Annotated in this window: 21 protein-coding genes and 1 tRNA gene; 14 read left to right on the top strand and 8 right to left on the bottom strand. The window is 57.2% G+C overall.

The window, feature by feature from the left end; translation table 11 throughout:
* Window positions 1-173 precede the first annotated feature (173 nt).
* Window positions 174-776, top strand: a complete 603-nt coding sequence (locus AC0B60_RS05970) for a MiaE family protein (protein ID WP_465084827.1) — start codon at window positions 174-176, stop codon at window positions 774-776.
* 13 nt (window positions 777-789) lie between these two features.
* Here AC0B60_RS05970 and AC0B60_RS05965 read toward each other — a convergent pair whose 3' ends face one another.
* Window positions 790-1725: a LysR family transcriptional regulator gene (locus tag AC0B60_RS05965; RefSeq protein WP_465084826.1), complete on the bottom strand. Its 936-nt coding sequence runs from the start codon at window positions 1723-1725 to the stop codon at window positions 790-792.
* A 119-nt stretch (window positions 1726-1844) separates the two neighbouring features.
* On the opposite strand from AC0B60_RS05965, the gene AC0B60_RS05960 reads away from it, so the two are divergent.
* The 3 genes from AC0B60_RS05960 (at window position 1845) to AC0B60_RS05950 (ending at window position 4180) form a co-directional block, all read left to right on the top strand.
* On the top strand, window positions 1845-2615 hold the full coding sequence (locus tag AC0B60_RS05960) for a ferredoxin--NADP reductase (protein WP_465084824.1): 771 nt from the start codon (window positions 1845-1847) through the stop codon (window positions 2613-2615).
* A gap of 101 nt (window positions 2616-2716) precedes the next feature.
* Window positions 2717-3046 carry a DMT family transporter gene (locus tag AC0B60_RS05955; protein ID WP_465084822.1) on the top strand — a complete coding sequence of 110 codons (330 nt, stop codon included), beginning with the start codon at window positions 2717-2719 and terminating at the stop codon, window positions 3044-3046.
* 24 nt (window positions 3047-3070) lie between these two features.
* Window positions 3071-4180, top strand: a complete 1110-nt coding sequence (locus AC0B60_RS05950) for a hypothetical protein (RefSeq protein WP_465084821.1) — start codon at window positions 3071-3073, stop codon at window positions 4178-4180.
* On the opposite strand, the gene AC0B60_RS05945 is transcribed toward AC0B60_RS05950, so the two are convergent.
* Window positions 4174-4896, bottom strand: a complete 723-nt coding sequence (locus AC0B60_RS05945) for a DUF2182 domain-containing protein (RefSeq protein WP_465084819.1) — start codon at window positions 4894-4896, stop codon at window positions 4174-4176. The genes AC0B60_RS05950 and AC0B60_RS05945 overlap by 7 nt on opposite strands.
* 29 nt (window positions 4897-4925) lie before the next feature.
* A complete protein-coding gene (locus tag AC0B60_RS05940; protein ID WP_465084818.1) occupies window positions 4926-5531 on the bottom strand; it encodes a DUF1326 domain-containing protein in 606 nt (201 codons plus the stop codon).
* Between the two features lie 128 nt (window positions 5532-5659).
* Between AC0B60_RS05940 and AC0B60_RS05935 the strand changes: the two genes are divergently transcribed.
* Window positions 5660-7633 carry a winged helix-turn-helix domain-containing protein gene (locus AC0B60_RS05935; RefSeq protein WP_465084817.1) on the top strand — a complete coding sequence of 658 codons (1974 nt, stop codon included), beginning with the start codon at window positions 5660-5662 and terminating at the stop codon, window positions 7631-7633.
* Here the strand turns inward: AC0B60_RS05935 and AC0B60_RS05930 are convergent.
* Window positions 7608-9404 (bottom strand): glycerophosphodiester phosphodiesterase family protein, encoded by a 1797-nt coding sequence (locus AC0B60_RS05930; protein ID WP_465084816.1) that lies wholly within the window; start codon window positions 9402-9404, stop codon window positions 7608-7610. The genes AC0B60_RS05935 and AC0B60_RS05930 overlap by 26 nt on opposite strands.
* A 33-nt stretch (window positions 9405-9437) precedes the next feature.
* Entirely contained in the window at window positions 9438-11303 is a 1866-nt protein-coding gene (locus AC0B60_RS05925; RefSeq protein ID WP_465084814.1) for an LTA synthase family protein, read from the bottom strand.
* 99 nt (window positions 11304-11402) lie between these two features.
* Here AC0B60_RS05925 and AC0B60_RS05920 point away from each other — a divergent pair, with 99 nt between their 5' ends.
* The 5 genes from AC0B60_RS05920 (at window position 11403) to AC0B60_RS05900 (ending at window position 16742) form a co-directional block, all read left to right on the top strand.
* Entirely contained in the window at window positions 11403-12284 is an 882-nt protein-coding gene (locus AC0B60_RS05920; protein ID WP_465084812.1) for a hypothetical protein, read from the top strand.
* 260 nt (window positions 12285-12544) lie between these two features.
* Window positions 12545-13570, top strand: coding sequence for an amino acid ABC transporter substrate-binding protein (locus AC0B60_RS05915; protein ID WP_465084810.1), 1026 nt, complete (start codon window positions 12545-12547; stop codon window positions 13568-13570).
* Window positions 13571-13663: 93 nt separating this feature from the next.
* The gene (locus tag AC0B60_RS05910) at window positions 13664-14851 is read left to right on the top strand and encodes an amino acid ABC transporter permease (RefSeq protein ID WP_465084808.1); all 1188 of its coding nucleotides are present in this window, start codon (window positions 13664-13666) and stop codon (window positions 14849-14851) included.
* Window positions 14851-15936: an amino acid ABC transporter permease gene (locus tag AC0B60_RS05905; protein WP_465084807.1), complete on the top strand. Its 1086-nt coding sequence runs from the start codon at window positions 14851-14853 to the stop codon at window positions 15934-15936. Before AC0B60_RS05910 ends, AC0B60_RS05905 begins: the two co-directional genes overlap by 1 nt.
* Before the next feature lie 95 nt (window positions 15937-16031).
* Complete coding sequence (locus tag AC0B60_RS05900; protein WP_199447520.1) at window positions 16032-16742, top strand: amino acid ABC transporter ATP-binding protein; 711 nt, start codon at window positions 16032-16034, stop codon at window positions 16740-16742.
* 29 nt (window positions 16743-16771) lie between these two features.
* Here AC0B60_RS05900 and AC0B60_RS05895 read toward each other — a convergent pair whose 3' ends face one another.
* The gene (locus tag AC0B60_RS05895; protein ID WP_465084806.1) at window positions 16772-17497 is read right to left on the bottom strand and encodes a UDP-2,3-diacylglucosamine diphosphatase; all 726 of its coding nucleotides are present in this window, start codon (window positions 17495-17497) and stop codon (window positions 16772-16774) included.
* On the bottom strand, window positions 17494-18003 hold the full coding sequence (locus tag AC0B60_RS05890) for a peptidylprolyl isomerase (RefSeq protein WP_465084804.1): 510 nt from the start codon (window positions 18001-18003) through the stop codon (window positions 17494-17496). The genes AC0B60_RS05895 and AC0B60_RS05890 overlap by 4 nt, the downstream gene beginning before the upstream one ends.
* A gap of 138 nt (window positions 18004-18141) precedes the next feature.
* Between AC0B60_RS05890 and AC0B60_RS05885 the strand changes: the two genes are divergently transcribed.
* The 3 genes from AC0B60_RS05885 to AC0B60_RS05875 all read left to right on the top strand — a co-directional run bounded on the left by AC0B60_RS05885 (window position 18142) and on the right by AC0B60_RS05875 (window position 23565).
* Window positions 18142-19818 (top strand): glutamine--tRNA ligase/YqeY domain fusion protein, encoded by a 1677-nt coding sequence (locus tag AC0B60_RS05885; RefSeq protein WP_465084803.1) that lies wholly within the window; start codon window positions 18142-18144, stop codon window positions 19816-19818.
* Between the two features lie 40 nt (window positions 19819-19858).
* Complete coding sequence (gene cysS / locus AC0B60_RS05880; RefSeq protein ID WP_465084801.1) at window positions 19859-21241, top strand: cysteine--tRNA ligase; 1383 nt, start codon at window positions 19859-19861, stop codon at window positions 21239-21241.
* Between the two features lie 143 nt (window positions 21242-21384).
* Entirely contained in the window at window positions 21385-23565 is a 2181-nt protein-coding gene (locus AC0B60_RS05875; protein ID WP_465084799.1) for a malate synthase G, read from the top strand.
* A gap of 54 nt (window positions 23566-23619) precedes the next feature.
* On the opposite strand, the gene folD is transcribed toward AC0B60_RS05875, so the two are convergent.
* Window positions 23620-24477, bottom strand: coding sequence for a bifunctional methylenetetrahydrofolate dehydrogenase/methenyltetrahydrofolate cyclohydrolase FolD (folD, locus tag AC0B60_RS05870; protein WP_465084797.1), 858 nt, complete (start codon window positions 24475-24477; stop codon window positions 23620-23622).
* Between the two features lie 164 nt (window positions 24478-24641).
* Between folD and AC0B60_RS05865 the strand changes: the two genes are divergently transcribed.
* Window positions 24642-24718, top strand: a tRNA-Pro gene (locus AC0B60_RS05865).
* Window positions 24719-24733: the final 15 nt, after the last annotated feature.

Genomic DNA, 24733 nt, shown 5'->3' with positions numbered 1-24733 from the left:
GAATGTCCCGCGCCGTGGGCGTCGTTGCCAGGCGGGAGTTTTATGGCGAAAAGGCGTTAAGTTGGCGCTGCATTCTATAGGAAACCCCTTATAAAGTTAAGTTGGACTGTGGTCGGATAGTGTGGTTTGTTGCGGTATACTGCCGTGCCCAAGAACCTGACCTGCTGTAAACAATGACCGATGCCCTCGACGATATTCACAATTTCCTTCCCTGCAGAACGCCACAGCGATGGATTGAAAACGCCCTGGCCAATCAGGATCTGATGCTGATTGATCATGCTCATTGTGAGAAAAAAGCAGCTTCCACGGCCCTGAGTTTGATGTATCGCTACGTGGATAACACTGATCTGCTCAATAGAATGTCCCGTCTTGCGCGGGAAGAGTTGCGCCATTTTGAGCAGGTGCTGGCTATCATGAGTAAGCGTGGTGTTCGATACGATCACCTGACACCGGCGCGTTACGCAGCGGGCCTGCGTAAAGAGGTTAGGGCGGAGGACCCGGATCGGCTGGTAGATGTGTTGATCGTGGGTGCCATTATCGAGGCCCGTTCCTGCGAGCGGTTTGCCGCTCTGGCACCGCATCTGGATGCGACACTGTCAGGCTTCTACACCGGACTCCTGAAATCCGAAGCCCGACACTACCGTGATTACCTGACATTGGCCGAGCAGGCCGCAGGGAACCCGGTGGAGGATCGAGTGGCGACCTTTCTGTCGCTGGAGCAACAACTGATTGAGTCACCGGACACCGAGTTCCGGTTCCACAGCGGGCCAGTCTGAGCCATAAGCGAGATCAAGAGGATTTCCTGTCGTACAACAGGCCGCGCTCCTCTGGAAGCGGTGGGTCCTGAAGTTGCTCGCACAGGTCGATCCAGCGGTCGATGCCGGCGCTCCGATACTTCTGTTTGTGCAGGATAAAATAGAAGGTTCGGTCAAACGGGCGTTCTTCCGGAACCTTCAACGGAACGAGGCTGCCCCGCCTGAACGCATCGGCAAGGCACACCCGTGACAGGCAGCCGATCCCAAGGTTGGCCTCTACCGCTCGTTTGATCGCCTCGGTATGCTCGAGTTCCAGCAGTATGTCCAGGTCTGGAAGCAGGCCGTGCATGCCTCGTTCAAAGGTCTGCCGCGTTCCGGACCCCTGCTCACGCATCACCCAGGTTGCCGCTCGAAGGTCGTCGTCCGAGAGCATTCCCTTGCTGGCAAAGGGATGGTCGGGGGAGCAGAAAACCACCAGCTCGTCGCCCCGCCAGGGTATAACTTCCAGCTCTGAGGATTGCAGTTCACCTTCAATCAGCCCGATGTCGAGCTCAAAATCCTTGACGCGCTGGGCAATGGTGCGGGTATTGGCCACTTCAAGCGCTACTTTCGGGTGGGTAGGGGTATTCATGTATTGGGCCATAACGCCTACGGCCAGATAGTTACCAATAGTGAGGGTGGCGCCGACTTTCAGGGCGCCGACTTCAGTATGCTTGCTGAACGCCTGTTCCAGTTCCCCTGCCTGGGCCAGCAAAGCCTCGACCTTTGGCCGATAGAGACGGCCTAGCTCATTGAGCTGCAGTCGTTTTCCGACCCGGTCGAAGAGCTGGATATCGAACTGGCTCTCCAGTTCCTTCAGGGCGCTACTGGCGGCGGACTGAGACATTGCCAGGGAGTCCGCCGCACGGGTGATGTTCTGGAAGTGCGCCGCAGCCAGGAAAACCTCGAGTTGGCGGAAGCTGAACTTCATAATCGATTATTCCGAATAAGGTTATGAAAATATCCCATTTTGTCGATAGGTTACCCTTGGGTTACTATTTACACAATGATTTTTACTTATTTGCTAACGGCTAACGAACGGGCGATACCATGAGCAACCTGAATAAAGAGCGTGTAACAAGTGTTCGTCACTGGAACGACACACTCTTCAGCTTTACCACCACCCGTGACCCGGGATTCCGGTTCAAGAATGGCCATTTCACCATGATTGGCCTGGAAACCGACGGTAAGCCGCTGATGCGAGCCTACAGTATCGCCAGCGCCAACTATGAAGAGGAGCTGGAGTTTTTCTCGATCAAGGTTCAGGACGGCCCGCTGACGTCACGCCTGCAAAAAATTGAGGTTGGCGACGAAATCATGGTCAGCCGCAAGCCTACCGGTACCCTGATTATGGACAACCTGCTGCCGGGTAAAAATCTCTGGCTGATCAGCACGGGCACCGGCCTGGCACCTTTTATCAGCATCATCAAGGACCCGGAGGTCTACGAGGCCTTTGATAAAGTGATCGTGACCCATGGCGTTCGCTACAAGTCCGAGTTGGCGTATCAGTCCGATATTGAGGAACTGCCGAATAACGAATTCTTCGGTGAAATGGTTGATGGCAAGCTGCTTTATTACCCCACGGTCACCCGTGAGGATTTCCGTAACACCGGGCGTCTGACCGATGCGATGGAAAACGGCAAGCTGACAAAGGATCTGGAGCTGCCGGAGTTTGATCTGGAAAATGACCGTTTCATGGTGTGTGGCAGCCCCAGCATGCTGAAGGACACCTGTTCCATTCTCAATAACATGGGGTTCAAGGAAGCGCGCCATGGTAACCTTGGTCACTATGTGATTGAGAGGGCGTTTGTGGAGCAGTAAACTCTCCGCGTCATCAGGGTTGATCCCAGCGTCCGTAAAACCCCGAAGTGAGAGCTTCGGGGTTTTTGCGTTTTGAGCCAGTCAGAAAGGTGAATTGTGGAATGATTCAGTGGGTATATTTGTCGGTGGCTATCGTTGCGGAGGTCATCGGAACCTCCTTTTTAAAAAGTTCGGAGGGCTTTACCCGTTTGGGGCCGTCGCTGATTGTGGTGGTGTCCTACATCCTGGCGTTCTACTTCCTGGCGCTGACTTTGAAAACCCTGCCAGTGGGCGTGGCATACGCAGTTTGGGCCGGTGCCGGCGTAGCCTTGATTGCGCTGGCGGGGTATCTGTTCTTCGGGCAGACGCTGGACCTGCCTGCGATACTCGGCATCGGGCTTATCGTTGCCGGCGTTATGGTAATCAACGTATTCTCAGGCAGTATAGGATGAACGCATTGAGCCAGAGGTGGATGATTGAAGAAGGCCATGGTGATTCTGGGTATCGCGTTGCTGGTAGCCGCAATGGCCAGTATCGCCTCCGATCCGGTACCCATTGAGCAGAAACTGATTTCGATCCAGGCCCGGGAGGCATTGCCCGGTTTTGACAATATCAGGGGTGAGCCCGTTGAGGTTCAGGCCGCCATTCTGGACCTGGGGGACGATCCCCTTCTGCTCCTGAAGGCCCAGGCAGCGCTGATAGCCCATCCGGAAATGGCTCGCGCCGTTTTCCCGCTTTATGCATCCGAGCCGGAATTTCAGGAGGTATTGCGTGTCTACGGAGAGAGCGCTCTGCCACCGATTCACTACTTTCTTCGCCAGCCTGTCAGTTCCATTGAGTGGATGAACAAGGCTGCACACCAGTATGAGCGCGCCCGGAGTTATATCGCTGAACTCCGTGGTAAAGACCTGAGTGAGCCAAAGCCGGAAAAAGCGGAGCCTTTGCCCCCCGAACAGCGGGGCTGGTATGCAGTGAATTTCATCCGCAACGAGGGGTACGACTTTCTCGGACAGTTCGTGGTAGATGGGAACGGCCAGACCCAATGGGTGCAGACCGAGAGGATTACAGAAGGACTTGCCCAGTTCTTCACCAGCGGTGTGCGACAGCTGGAGGCGGACTACCGAACCGGAGAGGATATTTCCGCCAGTGACATTGGCTGGGCATCGGTCGATGTGCTGGTGTTCGCCAGTGCAGTAAAGGTACTTCGGGCTGGCCGCACGGCTGCAAAGGCGACCCAGGGCGCCAGGCTTTCAACACGCTCAGCGGCACTGGCTGCCCGCATTACCGGTAGTGGGCGCCTGATTCTCCGCAGTGCCCGCTACGCGAAGTGGCCCCTGATTCTCGGTGCGGGATACCTGGTGGTCGCCCACCCCAGCATCATCAACGACTTTTTTGCCGGGGTGGCCGATGTGCTGGGTGTCTCCCCGATGATGATCCAGCTTGCGGGCTGGTTGTTGATTCTTGTACCGCTGCTCTATCTGGCAAGTTGGCTGCTTTGGCCTGCCATCGCGCTGTTGAAGAGTCTGCTGGCGCTTCTCTACTGGCTTGCTGGCCGTAGGCCCGGTTATTTTTCCGGCCTTCAGTAGAGGGTCCCCACTAAAAGCCCCCCGACCATCAGAATGGCGCCGGTTATCCGGCTAAACGTTTGCGGCCAAGGCACCAGTTTTTCCGCCAGGAAATAAAGCGCAAGCACTACCATCCAGGCCAGGTTCATCACTCCGCCGACGAACATGAGCAGCATCAGCGCCCAGCAGCAGCCGGTGCAGAAGGCGCCGTGGCGAGCGCCCATCGTAAAGGCACCGGTTGCGCCGTCGCGCCATTCCGTCATCAGGAAGGTTATGGGTGACTGGCATTTGTTCAAGCAGGCTTGTTTTAGAGAGCTGAACTGGAAAGCCCCAGCGACGACCAGCAGCGAGCCGCCAAGAAGTGGTTCCAAATGCCCCATTGCCGAGGTCATCAGGGTGTTGGCGTGCAATACCCATTGCGCCGCAGCTGCGACTGCACCGAAGGCGGCCCAGGCGGCAAGGTACCCGGCCATGAAAAGCCAGGTTGGTACTGCGGCCTTCTGGAGCTGGCGCCGACGCTGGTGAACCCGGATATAGGTCATGATCATCGGTGCCGCACCCGGAAGCATCATGGCGACCATCATCACCATCCACATGACGGTGCCGAGACTGAGAAATGACAGATCTGAACCGGCCGCAGTATTCATTGGCATGGCCATATAGATCCATGCCAATGAGGTCAGGATTCCCAGGGAGGCACCAATGGCGACACGCTCCCATGAGTGAATCTTAGCCATTGTCATTTCCATCGAAATCACCTCCGGTGTCAGGGGCCGGCGTAATCGAACGGGGAGTAGAGCGCTGTCCGCGCGCTCAGATCCAGATCAATGCCGTGATTCTGATGGCGCAAACTCCGGGATTTCGCAACGACCAATGAGTGGCCCGGAGCTACGGCCAGTGGGTGGTTGTCGATCGTGACCTTGCGTCCATTCTGGCCTTCGATCGCTTTGACATCGGCTTCATAGGACGAGCCGATGGTTAGATGCCGCCCACCATCATCAACGGAAAACCCGATGGGCTGTCTCTCGACAGCAAGAACGTCTCCGATCATGGAGGCCAGCAGTTCCGGGTGGCCGCCGGCCTTGCCGCCGAAGATATTGCCAAGCGCTTCCTGCTGGTGCTCATCGGCGCGTTGGTCGAGGTACAACACAACTTTCCAGTTGCCTTCTGCCATGAGCCCCGGGGCGTTGAGCGCAAGCGCAATATTCAGATTATCAAGTACCACCTCGCCGTAAGCTCCTTTCTTGATGTGCCAGCCGACCAGGGCCGAGCAGTCGCCTTCTGTCGGTGGCTCCAAGTAGATGCAAGGGCAAGCGCCTTTGCATGTGCAACTTTCAAGATAGTCACCCTGAATTTGCCATTCGGTGCTCATTGTCGCCTCCTTATTCAAATTGAGGGTTGGTTTGCGGTTACTGCTATTGTCAGTTATAGCCCTGAATACGTGTTTTGAGGTGATGAGGGGATGAGAATATCGTGAGAATGTAGCGGAGGGAGATGATCATGCCGCAACGAATGTCCGACATACTGGCGGCCCGGGCTCACCAGACGTTTGTAGGGCGCGATACGGAACTTGACGCCCTGGGAACCATGTTGATGCCAAAGGGGCCGAGAGTGATACACGTTCACGGTATCGCCGGCATTGGTAAGTCCGCATTGCTGGCTCGTTTCGCGACGATCGCCCGGGCCGAGGGAGCAACGGTTATCCTACTTGATTGTCGCCATGTTGAACCCACTGAGCAGGGTGTGCTCGGGGCTCTCGCGGAGGCGATTGGTGACCCAGGGTTGGGTGCCGGACACATCGTTGATCGGCTGGGAGGGCTGGGCGGCGATGTTGTCCTGGCCTTCGATACTTTTGAAGTGTTCCGGCTTCTGGACACTTGGTTGAGGCAGGTGTTCATTCCTCTATTGCCTGAGAATGTAAGGGTGGTTCTGGTGGGGCGTCAGCCGCCTACCGCTGCCTGGTACGCGAGCCCAGGATGGGGTTGGTTAATGCGGGCTGTCCCGGTTTCATCGTTGACCGACACAGAAACGGAGCGCTTCCTGCAGAGTCAGGGCCTGGAACAGGCGGATGCATCCCTGATTGCCCGCTGCACTCATGGCCATCCGTTGGCGTTGAAGCTCGCTGCCGCAGCGGTGCGGGAGGCCTCGCCGGATCAGTGGCCCACCGGTGCTCCTTTGCAGCGAGCCCTGGACGAACTCACACAGATTTTTCTTGAGGATGTCGGCGATGAGGTTACCCGGCGGGTGCTTGAGGGGGCGGCCGTTGTCCGCCGGGTAACCCTGTCCCTGCTGCAAGCGCTGTTTCCGGACGTGCCGCCCCGGGATGCCTGGGAGAGGTTGCGCCGCTTGCCCATTGTGGTTGGTGCAAGCGATGGGCTGTTGATCCACGACGCGGTGCGGGAGGCCATTGCACGTTCCCTGCATGCCAGCGATCCGGCGCGCTATCTCGAATACCGCCGCGCTGCCTGGCGGCAATTAGCGACTGAGGCGGGCGTTGCCGGTGGTGGCGACCTCTGGCGCTACACCGCCGATATGTTGTTCATGATCGAAAACCCAGTGGTGCGGGAAGCGTTCTTCCCGAGTGGTTCCCCGACGTTGGCCGTAGAGCCTGCCCAGGCGGATGATGGGCCCGCGCTGGAGGAAATTACCCGTGCCTGGGAGGGAAGCGAGGCTGCCGGTGCTTTGTTGTCGTGGTGGCGACGTTTGCCCCAGGCATTCTCATCAGTCCGGGACGGAGAGGGCCGCATGGTAGGTTTCTACGGCAAGCTCCGTTCGGACGAGCTCCAGCCGGCCTGGCTGCTGGACGATCCGATAGCTGGCCAGTGGTATTCCCATCTCAAACAACATCCCATGCCCCGGGATGCCATTGCCCTGTTTTGCCGCCGCTGGTTGAGCATTGATGACGGAGACTCTCCGGGTGACGTACAGGCAGCGGTCTGGCTGGACCTGAAACGTGCCTACATGGAGCTCAGGCCCAGACTTCGCCGTGTTTACCTGACGGTCCGGGATATGGGCGCCTACGCTGCTGTCGCCAGACGGTTGGGTTTTGAAGTGCTCGAAGATTACGCCGTTGTGCTGGATGGGCGCCGCTATCATTCAGCGGTGCTCGATTTTGGCCCCTCCTCGGTGGACGGCTGGCTGGCGGATCTCGTTGCTGCGGAGCTTGGCGTTCGGCGCGCGAACGAACTGCTGGACCGGGAAGCTCGGGAGCTGGTGCTTGAAACGGGCAGGGTGGCTCTGACACCACTGGAATTCGGGGTGATGCAGTATCTCTGTGTCCGTGAGGGCAAGGCCGTGTCGCGCAGCGAACTGTTGCGGGATGTGTGGGGGACGCGATACGAGGGCGGCAGCAATGTGGTCGACGCGGTAGTGCGCACCATGCGCAAGAAACTGGGTGATCAGGCTGACCGGGTTGAAACCGTGTCTGGCGTCGGGTATCGGCTGCGGTCTAGCGAAGCCAATTTCGGAGTTTGACCACCAAGAGTTCCGCGTCCGTCAGTGCGCGCCGGCGTTGTAGCAGTTGCGCCAGCACAGCTGGCCGGTCGGTAATGATATTGTCCACCCCCATGTCGATAAAGCGTGACATCGCCTGTGGTGTATTGACCGTCCAGACATGAAGTTCGTCGCCAGCGCGATGGGTGCGAGCCACTGTGGCGGGAGTGACACGGTTCTGTCGCAGCCCCAGTATGTCAAAGTGTTGCTCCCACAGTGGGCCAACGATGAATTGTGCCAGCAGGCTGGTTCTCAGCGAAGGCTCCAATTGCCGCGCCTCGGCCAGGACTCGCCATTCGGCGGCCGCGATCACGGTGTTATCCACGGCATCCATTCGTTGCAGCATGTGGACGACCGCCCTGGTCAGGCCGGGCGTCTCCGGGGCAGGCTTCAGATCGAGGTATAAATGGGCTCTTCCTCTGGTCGCTTTGATCACCTGTTCCAGGGTGGCAATTCGCTCATCGCTGAACTCCGGGCCGAACCACGAGCCAGCGTCCCGGGCGCGGGCCTGTTCCAGGGTAATGTCGGAGATCCTGGCGTCGAGGCCGAAGACACGTTTCATGTCGGCGTCGTGCCAAAGCACCGGCACGCCGTCCGCGGTCATGCGAATATCCACCTCAACGTAGTCAGCACCATCCTCAATGGCTTGTCTTATGGCGCTCATGGTGTTTTCCGGCGCCTTGAATGCGCTGCCGCGGTGGGCCGTTATGGAAACGTTGTCCCGATGGTCGAAGGATTGCAGAACAAACCAGGCCTGGGTGGCGGCCAGAACAATAATCAAAATCTCGGCCGTCCAGGCCAGTGGTGAGGCCCGCTGGGGCAGATTTTGGCCGGTGCTGTGACGATGGTGGCCGGTGGCCTGCCTGTACACGCTGTATATCAGCATGCTGTAGGCTGCTATGCCCGCAAAGGCGGCGGTGAGGGTGAACAGGATGTAGAGCGCGATCAGGCCCAGGGTGACGGGCATCAACACCTCCATCCGCTCAGGCAGGCTCGTTACTATCTCGCCTCCCACTGCCTGGAATAGCCATGTGACCACAACGGGGATCAGGACCAGGCCGATCAGACCTGCGATGAGTGCGCTCATTGCAGGCAGGCGCTGGCCGTGGACGTACCGGCTGCTCTGTCTGAGGGCGTCGCGCGCACCCGTGCGGTCCAGCAGGAGCAGGGGGACCGACAGCACCCAGCGCAGGTAAAGCCAGCCGTTACATACGGCGATTCCCAGCGCTGCGACGGCAGAGATGCCCAGGAACCACCAAACTTCGGGTGGCCGTTCCAGTTTCAGGTAGTAGATGTCGTGGGGGGAGATCAACCATTGGTAACTCACCACTACGGCCAGCAGGAAAGGCACTGCAATCAGTGCATGGCCGCCCATTTGCAGCAGGGTGAGGGTGAGTAGCTGTTTGAAATGTCTCGCAAGGGCCCACAGTGTAGCAATCGCTATCCGGTATTCGCGGCCTCCGCCGGAGGCGGCGATCCAGGTCATGCCAGCCTGTTGCAGTATCACCAGGAGGGCGGTCAGGGTTGCCGTTGCGCTGAGCCACAGTAAACCGCCAGGGGACGCGACAAACTGCACCAGCCCACCGGTGCTGATGGCGGCGTGTCCGGCTATCGGCCGAAGCGCCGCCAGGCCGCTGGAAAAGAGTGGCGCAACGGCGGCCAGAACAAGGCCGGTGAAAAACAGGTAAAAGACCAACAGCGCCCGGCGATGAACGTGTAGGAATGCCAGGGTGTGGAGTGCAAGAATTTTCATTCAGGCGGCCGTCCCTGTGTTGAAGTTTCTAGCTCAGAGGCCCTCTGCGGGCTTCATGAGGGCTGCCCGGTTGAACAGCGCAGTACGCTCATCGAATGTCAGGAATGGTTCAGCATTCGTCGCCTCTAGCGTGCCAAACAGTCGTTTCGGATTAAAGCGCCAGGTGGTGCAATCGGTCATCAGTTCACTGCAGCTCAGGAGCTGTCCCGACTCCCTCAGGAAGTACTTTAGCCCTGTGTAGGTGTCTGCCAACAGCAGGTCGCGTTGCTGTCTCGGTTGTTTGACCAGCAGGCTCCGGCCAATCATGTCGCCAGCCTTTTTCCCGAGCCCTGTCGCGTCCAGGATGGTCGGTGGAATATCGATCTGCGCCACAATCTGGTCACGATTGGCGTAGTCCTCCAGCGAGTCGCTGTCAGGAGGACGCACCGCCAGGACACCAACGTTGCTGTTCAGGGGTACGGATTCATGATCCTTGCGAATGAATCCTCCGGACTCATCGGACGTGATGATGACGAGCGTGTCGTCAAGAATGCCGTCGGACGCCAGGTCGTCAAGAAACTGATTTAAGGCATCCTCCATGGTTTTCATGGCCTTTTTCCGCGCCTCCTGAGGCTCTGGTGTGATGTCCTCTGCGGTCAATTCATCATCGGGTGGGGGTTCCACCGGTTTTCCGATTTTAAACGGGTGATGGGTGCCCACGTTCAGCAGGGTAACCATCCAGGGGCCAGGCTTCGCGTCCAGCTGTCGCAGCCGCTGTGCAACGTTGCTGAAATAGATCGGATCGGGTGGCCCCCAACCCTCTATCTCTTCGTCGGGACCATTGAAGATCCTCGCACCGGTGACGTCTATAAATCCGGCCTGCGGCATGAACTCGCCCTTTTGCATATAAGCCAGCGGTGCGGCCTGCCAATAAGCCGTATGGTAGCCATGTTCCTTTAGGTGTTTGGGCATGCAGTCCACCACAACGCGGCCCTCAGCCACATCAACCATTTTCCTTGATTGCCGGCGGAAGTCCGGGTATTCGCCGCACAGGATGGCAAAAGTGCCACGATCTGTCTGACGCTCCATGCTCAGCGAATTCCGGTAGATGCGAAACCCATGACGGCGCAGGCTTTCTTCGAGACTGGCCAGGGTAACGGTTGGGTCCAGATCGTGATAGCGGCTCAGGCTTGGAAAATAGCCACCTGACATGCCCTCAATCATGATCAGCAGCACATTGGGGTGGTCTTTCACGATGGGGGCCGCAACCTGGTGACGAAAGAAGCTGGCCGTTTGCAGGGTCTTTAGGGCTTTTTCAGATCCGTTGAGGTCTTCGTCTTCCGTCGACAGTGTCGGGGCGAGTGGCCCGATAACCGCTCCCGGTATCTGAGCGAAAAAGCTGGCGACAACGTTGTTTGCCGGTGTCGTAAGGCTCTGGAACGATATGCCATAGACAGCGGCGACGAGCACCGCGACCAGCACCTGTCCGGTTTGGCCTGCCGGCTGTGCCTCGGTGTCGAGACAGCGGTGCCGCCAGTGAAGGAACCAGGCAAGCGACAGGTAGACGGGAAGCCAAAGCGAGTGAATGTTGATCAGGCTGCCGGTCACAAAGGTCGGATCAATGCCCTTGCCGATCAGTGACAGCTGGAACAGGGTTCCGTGCACGGTAAGGTGCATGCCGGCAACAAACGTCGCGCACCCCAGAACCACGACCAGAATAACCCTGGAAATGCCTCTGGTGATGCACAGCAAAACAGCGAGAACAAACGCACCGGCCAGGTCGCCGGCAATCATTGCCAGAGGATCGGGAACGACACCGCTTTGCAGCACATAGCTCGCCCTGACAACAACCAGCCAGCAGAAAGCCAAAACCAGTGTCTGGCGGAAATGTCTGGCCATGAGCCCAGAGAAAAATGTCATAGTGTGGTCCGGTATCGAAAGGCGATTGAGGCCGTCAGCATTGAGGTGAAAGGCCGGGCGCCAAACAAACAGGTTATCGCTACCGGCTGGAGGCTGGCAATGTCGCGGAACGTTTATGAATCACTGGTAATCGGATGGCTGATCATTTTTACCCTGTCAGGGTGCTCCGATGAAACAGATCCCCCGCCTGCAGGAGCAGAATCGACAAGCGTGCAGGACCTAAGCGCACCTACGATTACGTTAAGTGACGCTGAACTCGACTGGGTGGGGCAGCAGATTTTTCGTAATGAATGTTCTGCGAAGAAAGCCTGCCTTGTGCACTGGAACAAAGGGGAAGCCTTTCCGTCTCTTGGTATCGGGCATTTTATCTGGTATCCGTCGGCAGTGGAGGGGCGGTTCGTAGAAAGCTTTCCCGCACTGATTCGATACATGGCGGAGCGTGATGCACCATTGCCCCGCTGGCTTGCACGGCTGGATCCATTTGACGCGCCATGGCCCGACAGAGCCGCTTTTCTCGAGGTAGCAGATTCTGCCCGTGTTGCTGAACTGAGGGAGTTTCTGCTGGCGACCCGGGATCTCCAGGCCGGCTTTATTGTCCAGCGGGCAAGTAGCTCCCTGTTACGCGTCATACAGGCAGCTCCTGACGCCCAACGAGCACGTGTGAAGCGGCATCTTGAGGAACTGGTCAGCACGTCCGGCGGGGTTTATGCCGTCATTGACTATGTGAACTTCAAGGGGGAGGGGCTGTCCGCCACGGAGCAATACAACGGTGAAGGGTGGGGGTTGTTACAGGTCCTTCTTGCCATGAAAGGCGATGACCGGCCCACCCTTGACCGATTCCGAAGCGCAGCCGCTGAAGTATTGACCCGTCGGGCCGGGAACGCCGACGCTCCGATCGAGCGAGAGCGCTGGCTGGCGGGCTGGCTCAGTCGTTTGGAAAGCTATCGGGAGCCGGATCATACGTTGGTCGCACCAAAATAATTCATGAAAACTGGTCCAATCCGCGAACGCCTTCTACTTTATAGGGAAGTGGTTGAGAAATTGCCTGCCCTATGGTCTGTCAGCGCGTGCTGATGTGAGGCATTCGCTGCACAAAGTTGTGGCCCGTAGAGGTTGAAGGCGGTATTCGAGGCTGCTTGTTTGATAAAACAAATACTATAAATCAACACGTTGGTATATCTGGCTCGTAAATTGCTCATATTCAGTGCACCTCTAACCAACGGAATTTTGGAGATACGATAATGAAGAACGCCAAGTCGATTGCCGTCGGCGCAGCCATGCTGTGTGGAGTTTTTACCGCTTCGGTTGCTAGTGCGGCTACGACGCTTGAAAGCGTCAAGGAGAAAGGGCATTTGCAGTGTGGTGTAACAAGTGGTCTTCCGGGGTTTTCACAGCCGGACGACAAAGGTAACTGGACCGGTATAGACGTCGACACCTGTCGTGCCGTAGCCGCTGCGATTTTTGGTGACGCGCAGGCGGTCGAGTTCACGCCATTGACCGCCAAAGAGCGTTTCACCGCACTCCAGTCGGGTGAAATAGACATGCTGTCCCGTAATACCACGTGGACACTTACCCGGGATGCATCGCTGGGTCTCAACTTCGCCGGTGTCAACTACTACGACGGCCAGGGCTTTCTGATAAACAAGGGTATTGGCGTGGATGATGCCACCCAACTGGACGGTGCGACTGTCTGTATCCAGGCCGGTACAACCACCGAGCTCAACCTGTCGGACTACTTCCGGGCCAAGGGCATGGAATACAAGCCCATTGTATTTGATACCTCTGAACAGACGGTTCAGGGCTTCGCGTCCGGTCGTTGTGACGTGCTGACGTCAGACCGTTCACAGCTTGCGGCACTTCGCTCCAAACTGTCTGATCCTGATTCCGCCAAAATCCTGCCGAACACCATTTCCAAGGAACCGCTTGGACCGGTGGTGCGTCAGGGTGATGATCAGTGGTTCAACATCGTGAAGTGGGTATTGTCGGTACAGATCAACGCGGAAGAGCTGGGTGTTTCCAGTGACAATGTCGGCGATATGATGAAATCCGACAACCCTAGCATCCAGCGTTTGCTGGGCACCGATGGTGACATGGGGGCCAAACTTGGTCTGCCTGCTGATTTTGGGGCCAAGGCCATCAAGCAGGTCGGGAACTACGGCGAAATGTACGATCGTAATGTGGGCCCGGATACTCCGCTCGGCCTCGATCGGGGCATAAACGCCCTGTGGACTGACGGCGGCGTGATGTACGCACCTCCGGTTCGTTAATACCTGAAAGCACCCGGTGGGCGTGCTCCTGTCGGAGCCGCCCACTGTCATCTGTGATTCGTTTCGTCGCGGGCTAGCTTTCCGGGAACATGCATGAAAAAACAAACCTTTGATTCCAAACCTGCGGGGCCAAAGCCCTGGTACGACCCGCGGGTTCGCGCTATTTTTTTCCAGGTAGTAGCCATTGCCCTCGTCTTCTGGGGTGGCTGGATTCTTATCGACAATACGCTTTCCAACATGGAAAGCCGTGGTATAAGCACCGGTTTCGGATTCCTTGAGGAGTCAGCCGGATTCGGCATCATCATGAGCCTGGTGCCCTACGATGCCACCATGACGTACGGCCGCACCTTTTGGGTTGGCCTGACCAATACCCTGCTGGTGTCAGCAATGGGTGTTGTAACTGCCACTGTCCTCGGCTTCATCATTGGTGTCGCCAGGCTTTCGAGCAACTGGCTGGTTGCCAAAGTCTCGCTGGCGTATATCGAAGTTATCCGCAACATCCCCCTGCTGCTGCAGATTTTCTTCTGGTACTTCGCCGTGCTCAGTAGCCTGCCTTCGCCGCGACAAAGCGTGGACGTTGGCGGCGCCTTTTTCCTCAACAACCGTGGCCTGTATGTGCCGGGACCGGTGGCGCAGGATGGTTTTGGCCTGGTGTGGGGAGGCATTCTCGCCGCCATTGCGGCTGTCATCGGCATTCGTATATGGGCCAAGAAGCGTCAACTGGCCACCGGGGCGATTTTTCCAACGTTCAAGGTGGGCGTGGGAGTTCTTGTTCTGGTTCCGTTGATGGCGTATTTCATTGCCGGTCAGCCCCTGGGATGGGATTTGCCAGCGTTGAAGGGCTTCAATTTCGGTGGTGGCATTTCCATCATTCCGGAGCTGGCGGCGCTATGGATTGCCTTGTCCCTGTACACCGCGAGCTTCATCGCGGAAATTGTGCGATCTGGCATCCTGTCGGTGAGTAAGGGCCAGACTGAGGCATCGAAGGCACTGGGCCTTCCAAATGGCCTTACGCTCAGGTTGGTGGTGATTCCCCAGGCGATGCGGGTGATTATCCCGCCACTGACAAGTCAATATCTCAACCTGGTGAAGAACTCCTCGCTTGCCACAGCCATCGGTTACCCCGACCTGGTCGCGGTGTTCATGGGAACCACGCTGAACCAGACCGGCCAGGCCGTGGAAGTTGTGGCCATTACCATGGCCGTTTATCTCACCATCAGCCTGTTGATCTCCCTGTTTATGAATATCTATAACCGGGCTGTAGCGATTAAGGAGCGATGATGGCTGAGTCAACCATGAAGGCGCCAAAAAAGCGCATTGATCCGGTCCGGTGGGCACGGGAGAATCTCTTTTCCAGTTGGCACAACACGATTCTGACCCTGTTGGTGGGTTACCTGATCGTGACCAGTGTCGGCCCCTTGCTCAATTGGGTGTTGCTGGATGCGAATTTCCAGGGCGATGACCCGAGCGATTGCACCGGGGCAGGTGCCTGCTGGCTGTTTATCAACCAGCGGCTTAATTTCTTTATCTACGGGTTTTACCCCGAGGAATTCCAGTGGCGCGTGGACATCATGTTCGGCCTGCTGGCACTGTCGTTCGCACCTCAGTTCATTGAACGCTTTCCTGGCCGTAAATGGCTGGGATTGTTCGGACTGACCGGGCTGCCGATTGTCGGCTACTTCCTGATTCCGGGTGGCGTATTTGGCCTGGAGGAGGTTCAGAGTTCGAAGTGGGGTGGGCTGATGCTGACGCTGATTCTGGCGTATATCGGCATCATTGCCTCGCTGCCGATTGGCACCTTGCTGGCACTGGGGCGTCGCTCCGAGATGCCGATCATTCGTGGGCTTTGTGTGGTGTTCATTGAAGTGTGGCGAGCAGTCCCGTTGATTACGGTGCTGTTTATGGCCTCGGTGATGCTGCCGTTGTTCCTCCCGGAAGGCATGAACTTCGAGAAACTGGCGCGGGCGCTTATCGGTATCACGCTCTGGCAATCGGCCTATATGGCGGAGGTCATTCGTGGCGGCCTGCAGGCCATTCCTCGCGGGCAATATGAAGCGGCAAGTGCGCTGGGGCTTGGGTACTGGAAGAAAATGGGGCTGATCATCCTGCCCCAGGCGCTCAAGCTCGTTATTCCCGGCATCGTTAATACGTTTATCTCGTTGTTCAAGGACACAACGCTGGTGCTGATTATCGGGCTATTCGATATTCTCGGCACCGTTCAATCGACGGTTACGGACCCCGCATGGCAGAACGTGGCTGTGGAGGGGTATGTCTTTGTGGCGTTCTGTTTCTGGGTGTTTTGCTTCGGCATCTCCCGATACAGCCAGAACCTTGAGCGCAAACTCGATACCGGTCACAGAACCTGATGGGTAAACCAATGACAGAACAAACGCAAACTCCTGAAACACAATCGTCGCCGTCCTCGGACGTTGGCAAGTCCGATATTATTCGGGTGGAGGGCATGCACAAGTGGTACGGCGATTTCCACGTGCTGCAGGACCTTAACCTGACAGTCCGCCACGGTGAACGGATTGTTATATGTGGCCCTTCCGGTTCGGGTAAGTCCACGTTCATTCGCTGCATTAACCGACTGGAAGAGCACCAGCAGGGCAAGATTATTGTCGATGACGTCGAACTGACGGACGATGTGCGCCAGATCGACAGCGTTCGGCGCGAGGTTGGCATGGTGTTTCAGCACTTCAACCTGTTCCCGCATCTGACGGTGCTCGAGAACTGCTGCCTGTCACCGATCTGGGTGCGGAAAACACCGAGGAAGGAAGCCGAAGCCACTGCGATGGAATATCTGGAACGGGTGAAAATTCCGGATCAAGCCAACAAATTCCCAGGCCAGCTGTCCGGCGGTCAGCAACAGCGGGTGGCTATCGCCAGGGCGCTGTGTATGAAGCCGAAAATCATGCTGTTTGACGAGCCGACGTCCGCGCTGGACCCTGAGATGATCAAGGAAGTGCTGGATGTTATGATCGAACTGGCGGGCAGCGGCATGACCATGTTGTGCGTCACCCACGAGATGGGTTTCGCCAAGACGGTAGCCGACCGGGTAATTTTCATGGACGGTGGTGAGATTGTTGAAGAAGCACCGCCCCATGACTTCTTCACCAACCCGCAGGAGCCAAGAACCCAAAAGTTCCTGAAACAGATCCTGCAGCACTGAATAAAAAAGCCGGGCGATGCCCGGCTTTTCTACAGTGGTTGTTTGGTGAGCACGGGCTCTTTGTCCGGTTCCACTTCCAGCCACCAGACGTTCTCGTCCCAGTCTCCCAGCACAATCCGCTTTGCTGGCTTGCCGCCGAGGTCCAGCTCGTGAACCGCCGGACGGTGGGTGTGACCGTGGATCAGGCGCAGCACGCCGTGCGTTTCCATTTCCCTCACCACCTCATCCGGGGTGACGTCCATGATGAACTCTTCCTTGCCCTGGTTCTTGGCCATGCTGATTTCCCGTAACTGGCGGGCCATCTGCTGGCGTTCGGCAAGGGGGCGCTGAAGGATCATCTGCTGCCATTGCGGGTTACGCATGTTGGCGCGGAACTTTTGGTACTCCACATCCGCGGTACACAGGCTGTCACCGTGCATCAGCAAGGTGGGTGTGCCGTAAAGATCCACCACCGTCGGGTCGTCCAGCAGGGTCGCACCGATCCGGTTGCAGTAATCTTCGCCGATCAGAAAGTCTCGGTTTCCGTGCATCAGGAACAATTTGGTGCCCGCGTCGCTGACCGCGCGCAGTGCCGTCGCAATTTGCTCCTGCAGGGGCGTTCGTTCGTCGTCACCGATCCAGGCTTCGAAGAAGTCGCCGAGGATGTAGAGTTGCTCCACCCCCCGGGCCTTCTCTTCAAGAAATGCCAGGAACGCGTTGGTGATGTCCGGGCGAGACTCTTCCAGGTGTAAATCAGAGATGAACAGCGTGGTCACGCCGCGCCTCCATCCTCTGTGATCTCGGCTTTCTCGATCACTACGTCTTCAGCCGGTACATCCTGGTGGCCTGAGCGCATGGTGGTACGCACCGCACGAATGGCGTTCACCGTGTCCATGCCTTCCACAACCTTACCGAAAACGCAGTAACCCCAGCCTTCGGCGTTTTCCGCTGTGTGGTCGAGGAAGCCGTTATTCTCGACGTTAATAAAGAACTGCGCCGTGGCGGAGTGTGGGTCCATGGTGCGAGCCATGGCAACGGTGCCCTGCATGTTGCTCAGGCCGTTGTTGGCTTCGTTCTGAATGGACTCGCGGGTTTTGCGCGGGGTCATGCCTGGCTCGAAACCGCCCCCCTGAACCATAAAGTTGCTGATCACACGGTGAAAGATCAGGCCGTCATAGAAGCCGTCGCGAACGTACTGTTCAAAGTTTTTGGCGGTCTCAGGGGCCTTGTCGTAATCCAGTTCCAGTGTGATGTCACCGTGGGAGGTTTTCAGCAGAATCATCAGGGTTTCCTGTTCAAGTAGGTATAAAAAGCAACGTTGCCGTTATTGTACTGAAGAGTTTGTGCGCGTGCATGAGTTAGGCAATGATTTGTGAGTATAATACGCGGTTTCAGATACACACCCTACGATTGAGATTGTATGAGCGCTGAGTCCAAGAAAGCCCATAACTTCATCCAGAGCCTGATTGAAGACGCCATTACCAAAGGCGAGCACGCAGGTAAGGTGGTGACCCGTTTCCCGCCCGAGCCGAACGGTTACCTGCACATCGGCCACGCCAAATCAATTTGCCTGAATTTCGGCATTGCTGAAACCTTTGGCGGCGAATGCACCCTGCGGTTTGACGACACCAACCCGGAAAAGGAATCCCAGGAGTATATCGACGCTATCAAGCAGGATGTTCACTGGCTGGGTTGTGAATGGACCGGGGAGGTTCGCTACGCCTCGGACTATTTCGACGCCATTTACGACTTCGCCGTTGAGTTGATTGAGAAGGGCAAGGCCTATGTGTGCGAACTGACTGCGGATCAGATGGCCGAGTACCGGGGCACGCTTAAAGAACCAGGCCAGAACAGCCCCTTCCGTGATCGTCCGGTTGAAGAGAACCTTCAGCTGTTCCGCGATATGCGAGCCGGTAAGTATCAGAACGGTGAACTGGTGCTGCGCGCCAAAATCGATATGGCGTCCCCGAACATCAATCTTCGGGACCCGATTCTTTACCGGATTCGTTACGCCGACCATCATCAGACTGGTGATAAATGGTGCATCTATCCGATGTACGACTTCACTCACCCGATTTCCGATGCCATGGAAGGGATTACGCACTCTCTGTGCACCCTGGAATTCGAGGATCATCGCCCACTCTATGATTGGGTGTTGGACAACATCTCAGCTCCCTGCCAGCCACGGCAGATCGAATTTGCCCGGCTGAACCTCAATTACACCATCACCAGCAAACGCAAACTGAAGCGTCTGGTGGACGAAGGCTTTGTGGACAGCTGGAACGATCCGCGCATGCCAACGATCTCCGGCATGCGCCGCCGTGGTTATACCCCGGAGTCCATCCGTACCTTCTGCGACATGATCGGTGTCAACAAGGCCGGCGGCACCGTGGATATGGGGATGCTGGAGCACGCCATCCGCGAAGACCTGAACACCCGTGCGCCCCGCGCCATGTGCGTGATGCGTCCGCTGAAAGTAACACTGACCAATTACCCGGAAGGCAAGACTGAAACCCTGGTGTTGCCGGTTCACCCCCAGAACCCGGATATGGGCGAGCGGGAAGTGACATGGAGCCAGACTCTGTACATCGATCATGAAGATTTTGCACAAGAGCCGCCCCGTAAATGGAAGCGTCTTGCTCCGGATCAGGCGGTGCGTCTGCGTGGTGGCTATGTGATGACCTGTCGCGAGGTTATCCGTGACGACAATGGTGAGATTGTTGAGCTGAAGTGTGAGTATGATCCGAGCACTCTGGGCGTTAACCCCGAAGGCTATAAACCGAACGGCGTGGTTCACTGGGTATCTGCGACAGACAGCGTTGAGACGGATATCAATCAATACGACCGTCTGTTTAACCATGAGTCGCCGGACAGTGATAAAGAGACTGACTTTGTGGACTCGATCAATCCGGAGTCTCTGGTGGTCCTCAAAGGCGCCAGAGTAGAGAAGAGCTTGGTCCAGCCCCGTACTGATTTGCCATATCAGTTCGAGCGTGAGGGGTATTTCTTCTGCGATCAGGAACTGACTGCGGCAGCAGGCCGTCCGGTGTTTAACCGCACGGTGACGCTCCGGGATTCCTGGGGAAAGAGCAAGTAAATTCGGTGATACATTCATTCAATTTTTTAACGAGCGTAGCGTGATTAGAATCTACAACACCCTTAGTCAGCAAAAGGAAGAGTTCCAGCCGATCGAGCCAGGAAAGGTTCGCATGTATGTCTGCGGCATGACGGTGTATGACTACTGTCATTTGGGGCATGCGCGGGTGTTGGTGGCGTTTGATGTGATCACGCGGTACTTGCGTCACAGCGGCTACGATGTCCATTACGTGCGCAACATCACTGACATCGACGACAAGATCCTGCGCCGGGCCGACGAGAATGGCGAAGTTTATAGCGACCTCACCCAGCGCATGATCAAGGCCATGCACGAGGATGAGGCCAAGCTGGGTGTTTTGTCGCCGACAGAAGAGCCGTGCGCGACCGACTACATTAATGACATTGTTGCCATGATTCACAAGCTGGTCAGCAGCGGGCACGCCTATGCTGCCGATAATGGTGATGTGTACTTTGCGGTGGAGTCCTACCCCGGCTACGGCAAGCTCAGCAAGAAAAAGCTGGAGGATCTGGTGGCCGGTGCAAGGGTAGATGTTCAGGAAGCCAAGCGAAGCCCGGCGGACTTTGTTCTGTGGAAGGCTGCCAAGCCCGGTGAAGTGAGCTGGGAGTCACCCTGGGGCGACGGCCGGCCCGGGTGGCATATTGAATGCTCGGCCATGTCTAACCGCTGCCTGGGCGAGACCTTTGATATCCACGGTGGCGGGCCGGATCTGCTATTCCCGCACCACGAGAACGAAATTGCCCAATCCGAGTGCGCCAATGGCCATACCTTCGTGAACACCTGGATGCACGCCGGCGCGATTCGGGTGAACAAGGAAAAAATGTCCAAGTCCCTGGGTAATTTCTTCACCATCCGTGAGATCTTCGAGAAGTATGCGCCGGAGGTGGTGCGCTACTTCCTGGTGTCCAGCCATTACCGCAGTCAGGTGGATTACTCGGAAGAAAATCTCGCGGAAGCAGGGCGTACGCTCACCCGGCTCTACCATGCCTTGCGTGGTCTGGTGCCTGCCAAGAGCGTGGCGGAAACGGAACACGACCAGCGCTTTGCCGAGGCCATGGATGACGACTTCAACACTGCCGGGGCCGCAGCAGTTCTTCACGCCGTTGCTAATGAAATCAACCTGCACCGCAGGGAAGGGCGCGACGAAAAGGCTAACGAGCAAGCGGCGGTGCTTGTTAGGCTCGGTGGTGTTCTGGGTTTGTTGCAGCAGGACCCGGAGGCCTACTTCCAGGCCGACACCGGCGGCGAGCTCAGTGCAGACGACATCGAGGCGATGATTCAGGCCCGTGCGGATGCGCGTAAGCAGAAAGATTTCGCCGAGGCGGACCGTATCAGAGATGAGTTGGCCGATAAAGGCATTATCCTGGACGACAGTCGCGAAGGCACCAGCTGGCGCAGGGGATGATGTCAACCAAAGGTCGTGTTGTTGGCGCGGGAATGACCTTGTAGGGAAATTCCCGTACAATACCGCCCTCGAATTATAACGGCCCTGACGGGTAAACCCGTAAAAAGGGCAGGGAATACAGTAACCCACTGAGGCAAACAACGATGACAGAACGCGTACAAGTCGGCGACCTTCAGGTCGCAAAGAACCTGTTCGATTTCGTTAATAACGAAGCAATTCCGGGCACGGGTGTCGACGCTGACAAATTCTGGGCCGAGTTCGACAAGATTGTTCACGAATTGGCTCCCCGTAACAAAGAGCTGCTTGCCAAGCGCGATGACATCCAGGAGAAAATGGACGCCTGGAATCGTGACCACAAGGGCCAGAAGCTCGACATGGCCGAGTATAAGTCGTTCCTGAAGGATATCGGCTACCTGGTTGACGAGCCCGGCGACTTCAAGATCTCCACCTCAAATGTGGATCCGGAAGTGGCCACCATGGCTGGCCCGCAGCTTGTGGTTCCGGTGATGAACGCCCGTTTCGCGCTGAATGCTGCCAACGCCCGTTGGGGTAGTCTTTACGACGCGCTGTATGGCACTGATGCGATTTCCGAGGAAAACGGTGCCGAAAAAGGCCGTGGCTACAACCCGGTGCGCGGTGCCAAGGTCATTGAATTCGCTCGCAACCTTCTGGACAGTTCCGCTCCGCTGGCTTCTGGCAGCCATAAAGACGCAGCCCAGTATCTGGTTGAGGGTGGCAAGCTGGTGGTCAAGTTGCAGAACGGTGAGTCTACCGGCTTGAAAGACGAGTCCGGCTTTGTGGGTTACACCGGCGCCGCCGATGCACCTACGGGCGTGCTGTTGGTCAAGAATGGCATGCATTTCGAGATTCAGGTCGATGCCAGCCACCCGATCGGGAAGGATGACGGGGCGCATGTAAAAGATGTACTGATGGAGTCAGCTCTGACCACCATCATGGACTGTGAAGATTCCGTCGCTGCCGTGGATGCGGATGATAAGGCTCTGGCCTACCGCAACTGGTTGGGCCTGATGAAGGGCGATCTGGAAGAAACCTTCGAGAAAGGCGGTCAGCAAACCACCCGCAAGATGCACGGTGATCGAGCCTACACCAAGCCGGAAGGCGGAGAGCTGGTGTTGAAAGGCCGCAGCCTGATGTTTGTGCGTAACGTGGGTCACCTGATGACCAACCCGGCCATCCTGCTGAAAGACGGCAGTGAAGTGCCTGAGGGGCTGATGGATGGTCTGATGACCTCGCTGATCGCGATTCACGACCTCAAAGGTACTGGCAAGTTGCAGAACAGCACCACCGGTTCGGTCTACATCGTCAAGCCGAAGATGCACGGTCCGGAAGAAGTGGCGTTTACCAATGAGTTCTTCGGTCGTGTTGAAGATGCGCTTGGTCTGCCGGCCTTCACCCTGAAAGTTGGCATCATGGACGAAGAGCGGCGCACCACCGTTAACCTCAAGTCCTGTATCCATGCTGCCAGGGAACGTGCCGTATTCATCAATACCGGCTTCCTTGACCGCACTGGTGACGAGATCCACACGTCCATGGAATTGGGGCCGTTTATCCGTAAGGGGCCGATGAAACAGGCTGCCTGGATTCAGGCCTACGAGCAGTGGAACGTGGACATCGGCCTGGAAACCGGTTTCCGTGGTGTTGCCCAGATCGGTAAAGGTATGTGGGCCATGCCTGACTTGATGGCGGGTATGCTGGAAGCCAAGATCGGCCACCCGAAAGCCGGTGCCAATACCGCATGGGTTCCGTCACCAACAGCGGCTACGCTGCACGCCACCCACTACCATCAGGTGAGCGTTGCGGATATCCAGAAAGAGCTGGAAAGCCGCACCCGCGCCAACCTGGATGACATTCTGACTGTGCCGGTTATGGATGATCCGAAATCCCTGTCGGCGGAAGAGGTCCAGCAGGAGTTGGACAACAACGCCCAGGGTATTCTCGGTTACGTGGTGCGTTGGATCGACAGCGGTGTCGGCTGCTCGAAGGTTCCCGATATCAACGATGTGGGCCTGATGGAAGACCGCGCTACCTTGCGTATCGCATCGCAGTTGCTGACCAACTGGCTCTACCACGGTATCTGCACCGAAGAGCAGATCAACGAAACCATGAGGCGCATGGCGGCAGTGGTTGATCGCCAGAACGCGAACGACCCGTCCTACCGTGACATGGCGCCGGAGTTTGAGGGCAGCATTGCCTTTCAGGCTGCCATGGATCTGGTTCTCAAGGGTCGTGAGCAACCGAATGGCTATACCGAGCCGCTTTTGCACGCCTATCGTCTGAAGGCGAAAGAGAAGTACGGTCAGTAATCAGGGCCGGCGATCAAAAAACCCCGCGAATGCGGGGTTTTTTGTGGGGCCGGATTAATCCTTGTGTAACTCGTTCGCTGCATAGAGCGTGTTCTGCAGTAGCGTGGCAATTGTCATGGGGCCTACGCCACCTGGCACCGGGGTGATGTACGCAGCCCGCTCTGACGCTGCGGCGAAATCCACATCTCCACGCAGCTTGCCGTCTTCCATCCGATTGATTCCCACATCAATCACGGTTGCTCCGGGTTTGACCCACTCACCCTTGATCAGCCCCGGCTTTCCGACTGCGGCAATCAGAATGTCGGCTTCCCGCACAAACTTCTCAAGGTCGTCGGTAAACCGGTGGCATATCGTCACTGTGGCGCCTTTGAGCAGCAGCTCCATGGTCATGGGGCGGCCGACGATGTTGGATGCGCCCACGATAACGGCGTGCTGGCCCTTGTAAGGGGTGTCTACGCTGTCCAGCAGGGTAATGACGCCTGCTGGTGTGCAAGGCCTCAGGGCAGGTTTGCGCTGCATCAGGCGGCCGATGTTGTAGGGGTGGAAGCCGTCCACGTCCTTGTCAGGGCGAATCTTTACGAGAATGGGGTCGGCGTCCATATGGTCAGGCAGGGGCAGCTGAACCAGGATGCCGTCCACGTCGGGGTTCTCGTTGAGCTCGTCAACCAGGGCCTCCAGGGCCTCCTGTGAAGTGTCTTCCGGAAGGTCGTAGGAGAGCGACATGATGCCCGCCTCGTCACAGGCCCTGCGCTTGTTGCCTACGTATACGTGCGAGGCCGGGTCGTTGCCCACCAGCACCACAGCCAGCCCGGGGGCGCGAAGCCCCTGTTGCTTGCGGGCTTCAGTTCCTGCCGCAACCTGTTGTCGCACAGTAGCGGCGATGTCTTTTCCGTTGATCAGTTTGGCGCTCATGTCTTTGTCTTGTCAGTTGTGCGAAAATAAAGGCGCAGCATTGTCTCATGCTTGGGCTCCGTCGCCAATCGAAGGGCGAAAACCCGAAATGCGTGTTGACGGACCGGTTCGGCGCCGGTAATATGCGCGCCAACTTTGCTGAGGTATCTGTTGTTCAGTTGAGACGGGGTATAGCGCAGTCTGGTAGCGCGCCTGCTTTGGGAGCAGGATGTCGGGAGTTCGAATCTCTCTACCCCGACCACTTTCTGGTCAGTCC

The organism is Marinobacter sp. V34 (genome assembly GCF_055524115.1).
The sequence above is the reverse complement of the archived record's forward strand: the minus strand, read 5'-3'. Positions and strand labels throughout refer to the sequence as shown.

What these genes read in the sequence shown, in the direction of transcription:
- AC0B60_RS05970 (WP_465084827.1), top strand. Translation starts at nt 174, where the DNA reads ATGACCGATGCCCTCGACGATATTCACAATTTCCTTCCCTGCAGAACG.
- AC0B60_RS05965 (WP_465084826.1), bottom strand. Translation starts at nt 1,725, where the DNA reads ATGAAGTTCAGCTTCCGCCAACTCGAGGTTTTCCTGGCTGCGGCGCAC.
- AC0B60_RS05960 (WP_465084824.1), top strand. Translation starts at nt 1,845, where the DNA reads ATGAGCAACCTGAATAAAGAGCGTGTAACAAGTGTTCGTCACTGGAAC.
- AC0B60_RS05955 (WP_465084822.1), top strand. Translation starts at nt 2,717, where the DNA reads ATGATTCAGTGGGTATATTTGTCGGTGGCTATCGTTGCGGAGGTCATC.
- AC0B60_RS05945 (WP_465084819.1), bottom strand. Translation starts at nt 4,896, where the DNA reads ATGGCTAAGATTCACTCATGGGAGCGTGTCGCCATTGGTGCCTCCCTG.
- AC0B60_RS05940 (WP_465084818.1), bottom strand. Translation starts at nt 5,531, where the DNA reads ATGAGCACCGAATGGCAAATTCAGGGTGACTATCTTGAAAGTTGCACA.
- AC0B60_RS05935 (WP_465084817.1), top strand. Translation starts at nt 5,660, where the DNA reads ATGCCGCAACGAATGTCCGACATACTGGCGGCCCGGGCTCACCAGACG.
- AC0B60_RS05930 (WP_465084816.1), bottom strand. Translation starts at nt 9,404, where the DNA reads ATGAAAATTCTTGCACTCCACACCCTGGCATTCCTACACGTTCATCGC.
- AC0B60_RS05925 (WP_465084814.1), bottom strand. Translation starts at nt 11,303, where the DNA reads ATGACATTTTTCTCTGGGCTCATGGCCAGACATTTCCGCCAGACACTG.
- AC0B60_RS05920 (WP_465084812.1), top strand. Translation starts at nt 11,403, where the DNA reads ATGTCGCGGAACGTTTATGAATCACTGGTAATCGGATGGCTGATCATT.
- AC0B60_RS05915 (WP_465084810.1), top strand. Translation starts at nt 12,545, where the DNA reads ATGAAGAACGCCAAGTCGATTGCCGTCGGCGCAGCCATGCTGTGTGGA.
- AC0B60_RS05910 (WP_465084808.1), top strand. Translation starts at nt 13,664, where the DNA reads ATGAAAAAACAAACCTTTGATTCCAAACCTGCGGGGCCAAAGCCCTGG.
- AC0B60_RS05905 (WP_465084807.1), top strand. Translation starts at nt 14,851, where the DNA reads ATGGCTGAGTCAACCATGAAGGCGCCAAAAAAGCGCATTGATCCGGTC.
- AC0B60_RS05900 (WP_199447520.1), top strand. Translation starts at nt 16,032, where the DNA reads ATGCACAAGTGGTACGGCGATTTCCACGTGCTGCAGGACCTTAACCTG.
- AC0B60_RS05890 (WP_465084804.1), bottom strand. Translation starts at nt 18,003, where the DNA reads ATGATTCTGCTGAAAACCTCCCACGGTGACATCACACTGGAACTGGAT.
- AC0B60_RS05885 (WP_465084803.1), top strand. Translation starts at nt 18,142, where the DNA reads ATGAGCGCTGAGTCCAAGAAAGCCCATAACTTCATCCAGAGCCTGATT.
- AC0B60_RS05875 (WP_465084799.1), top strand. Translation starts at nt 21,385, where the DNA reads ATGACAGAACGCGTACAAGTCGGCGACCTTCAGGTCGCAAAGAACCTG.
- folD (WP_465084797.1), bottom strand. Translation starts at nt 24,477, where the DNA reads ATGAGCGCCAAACTGATCAACGGAAAAGACATCGCCGCTACTGTGCGA.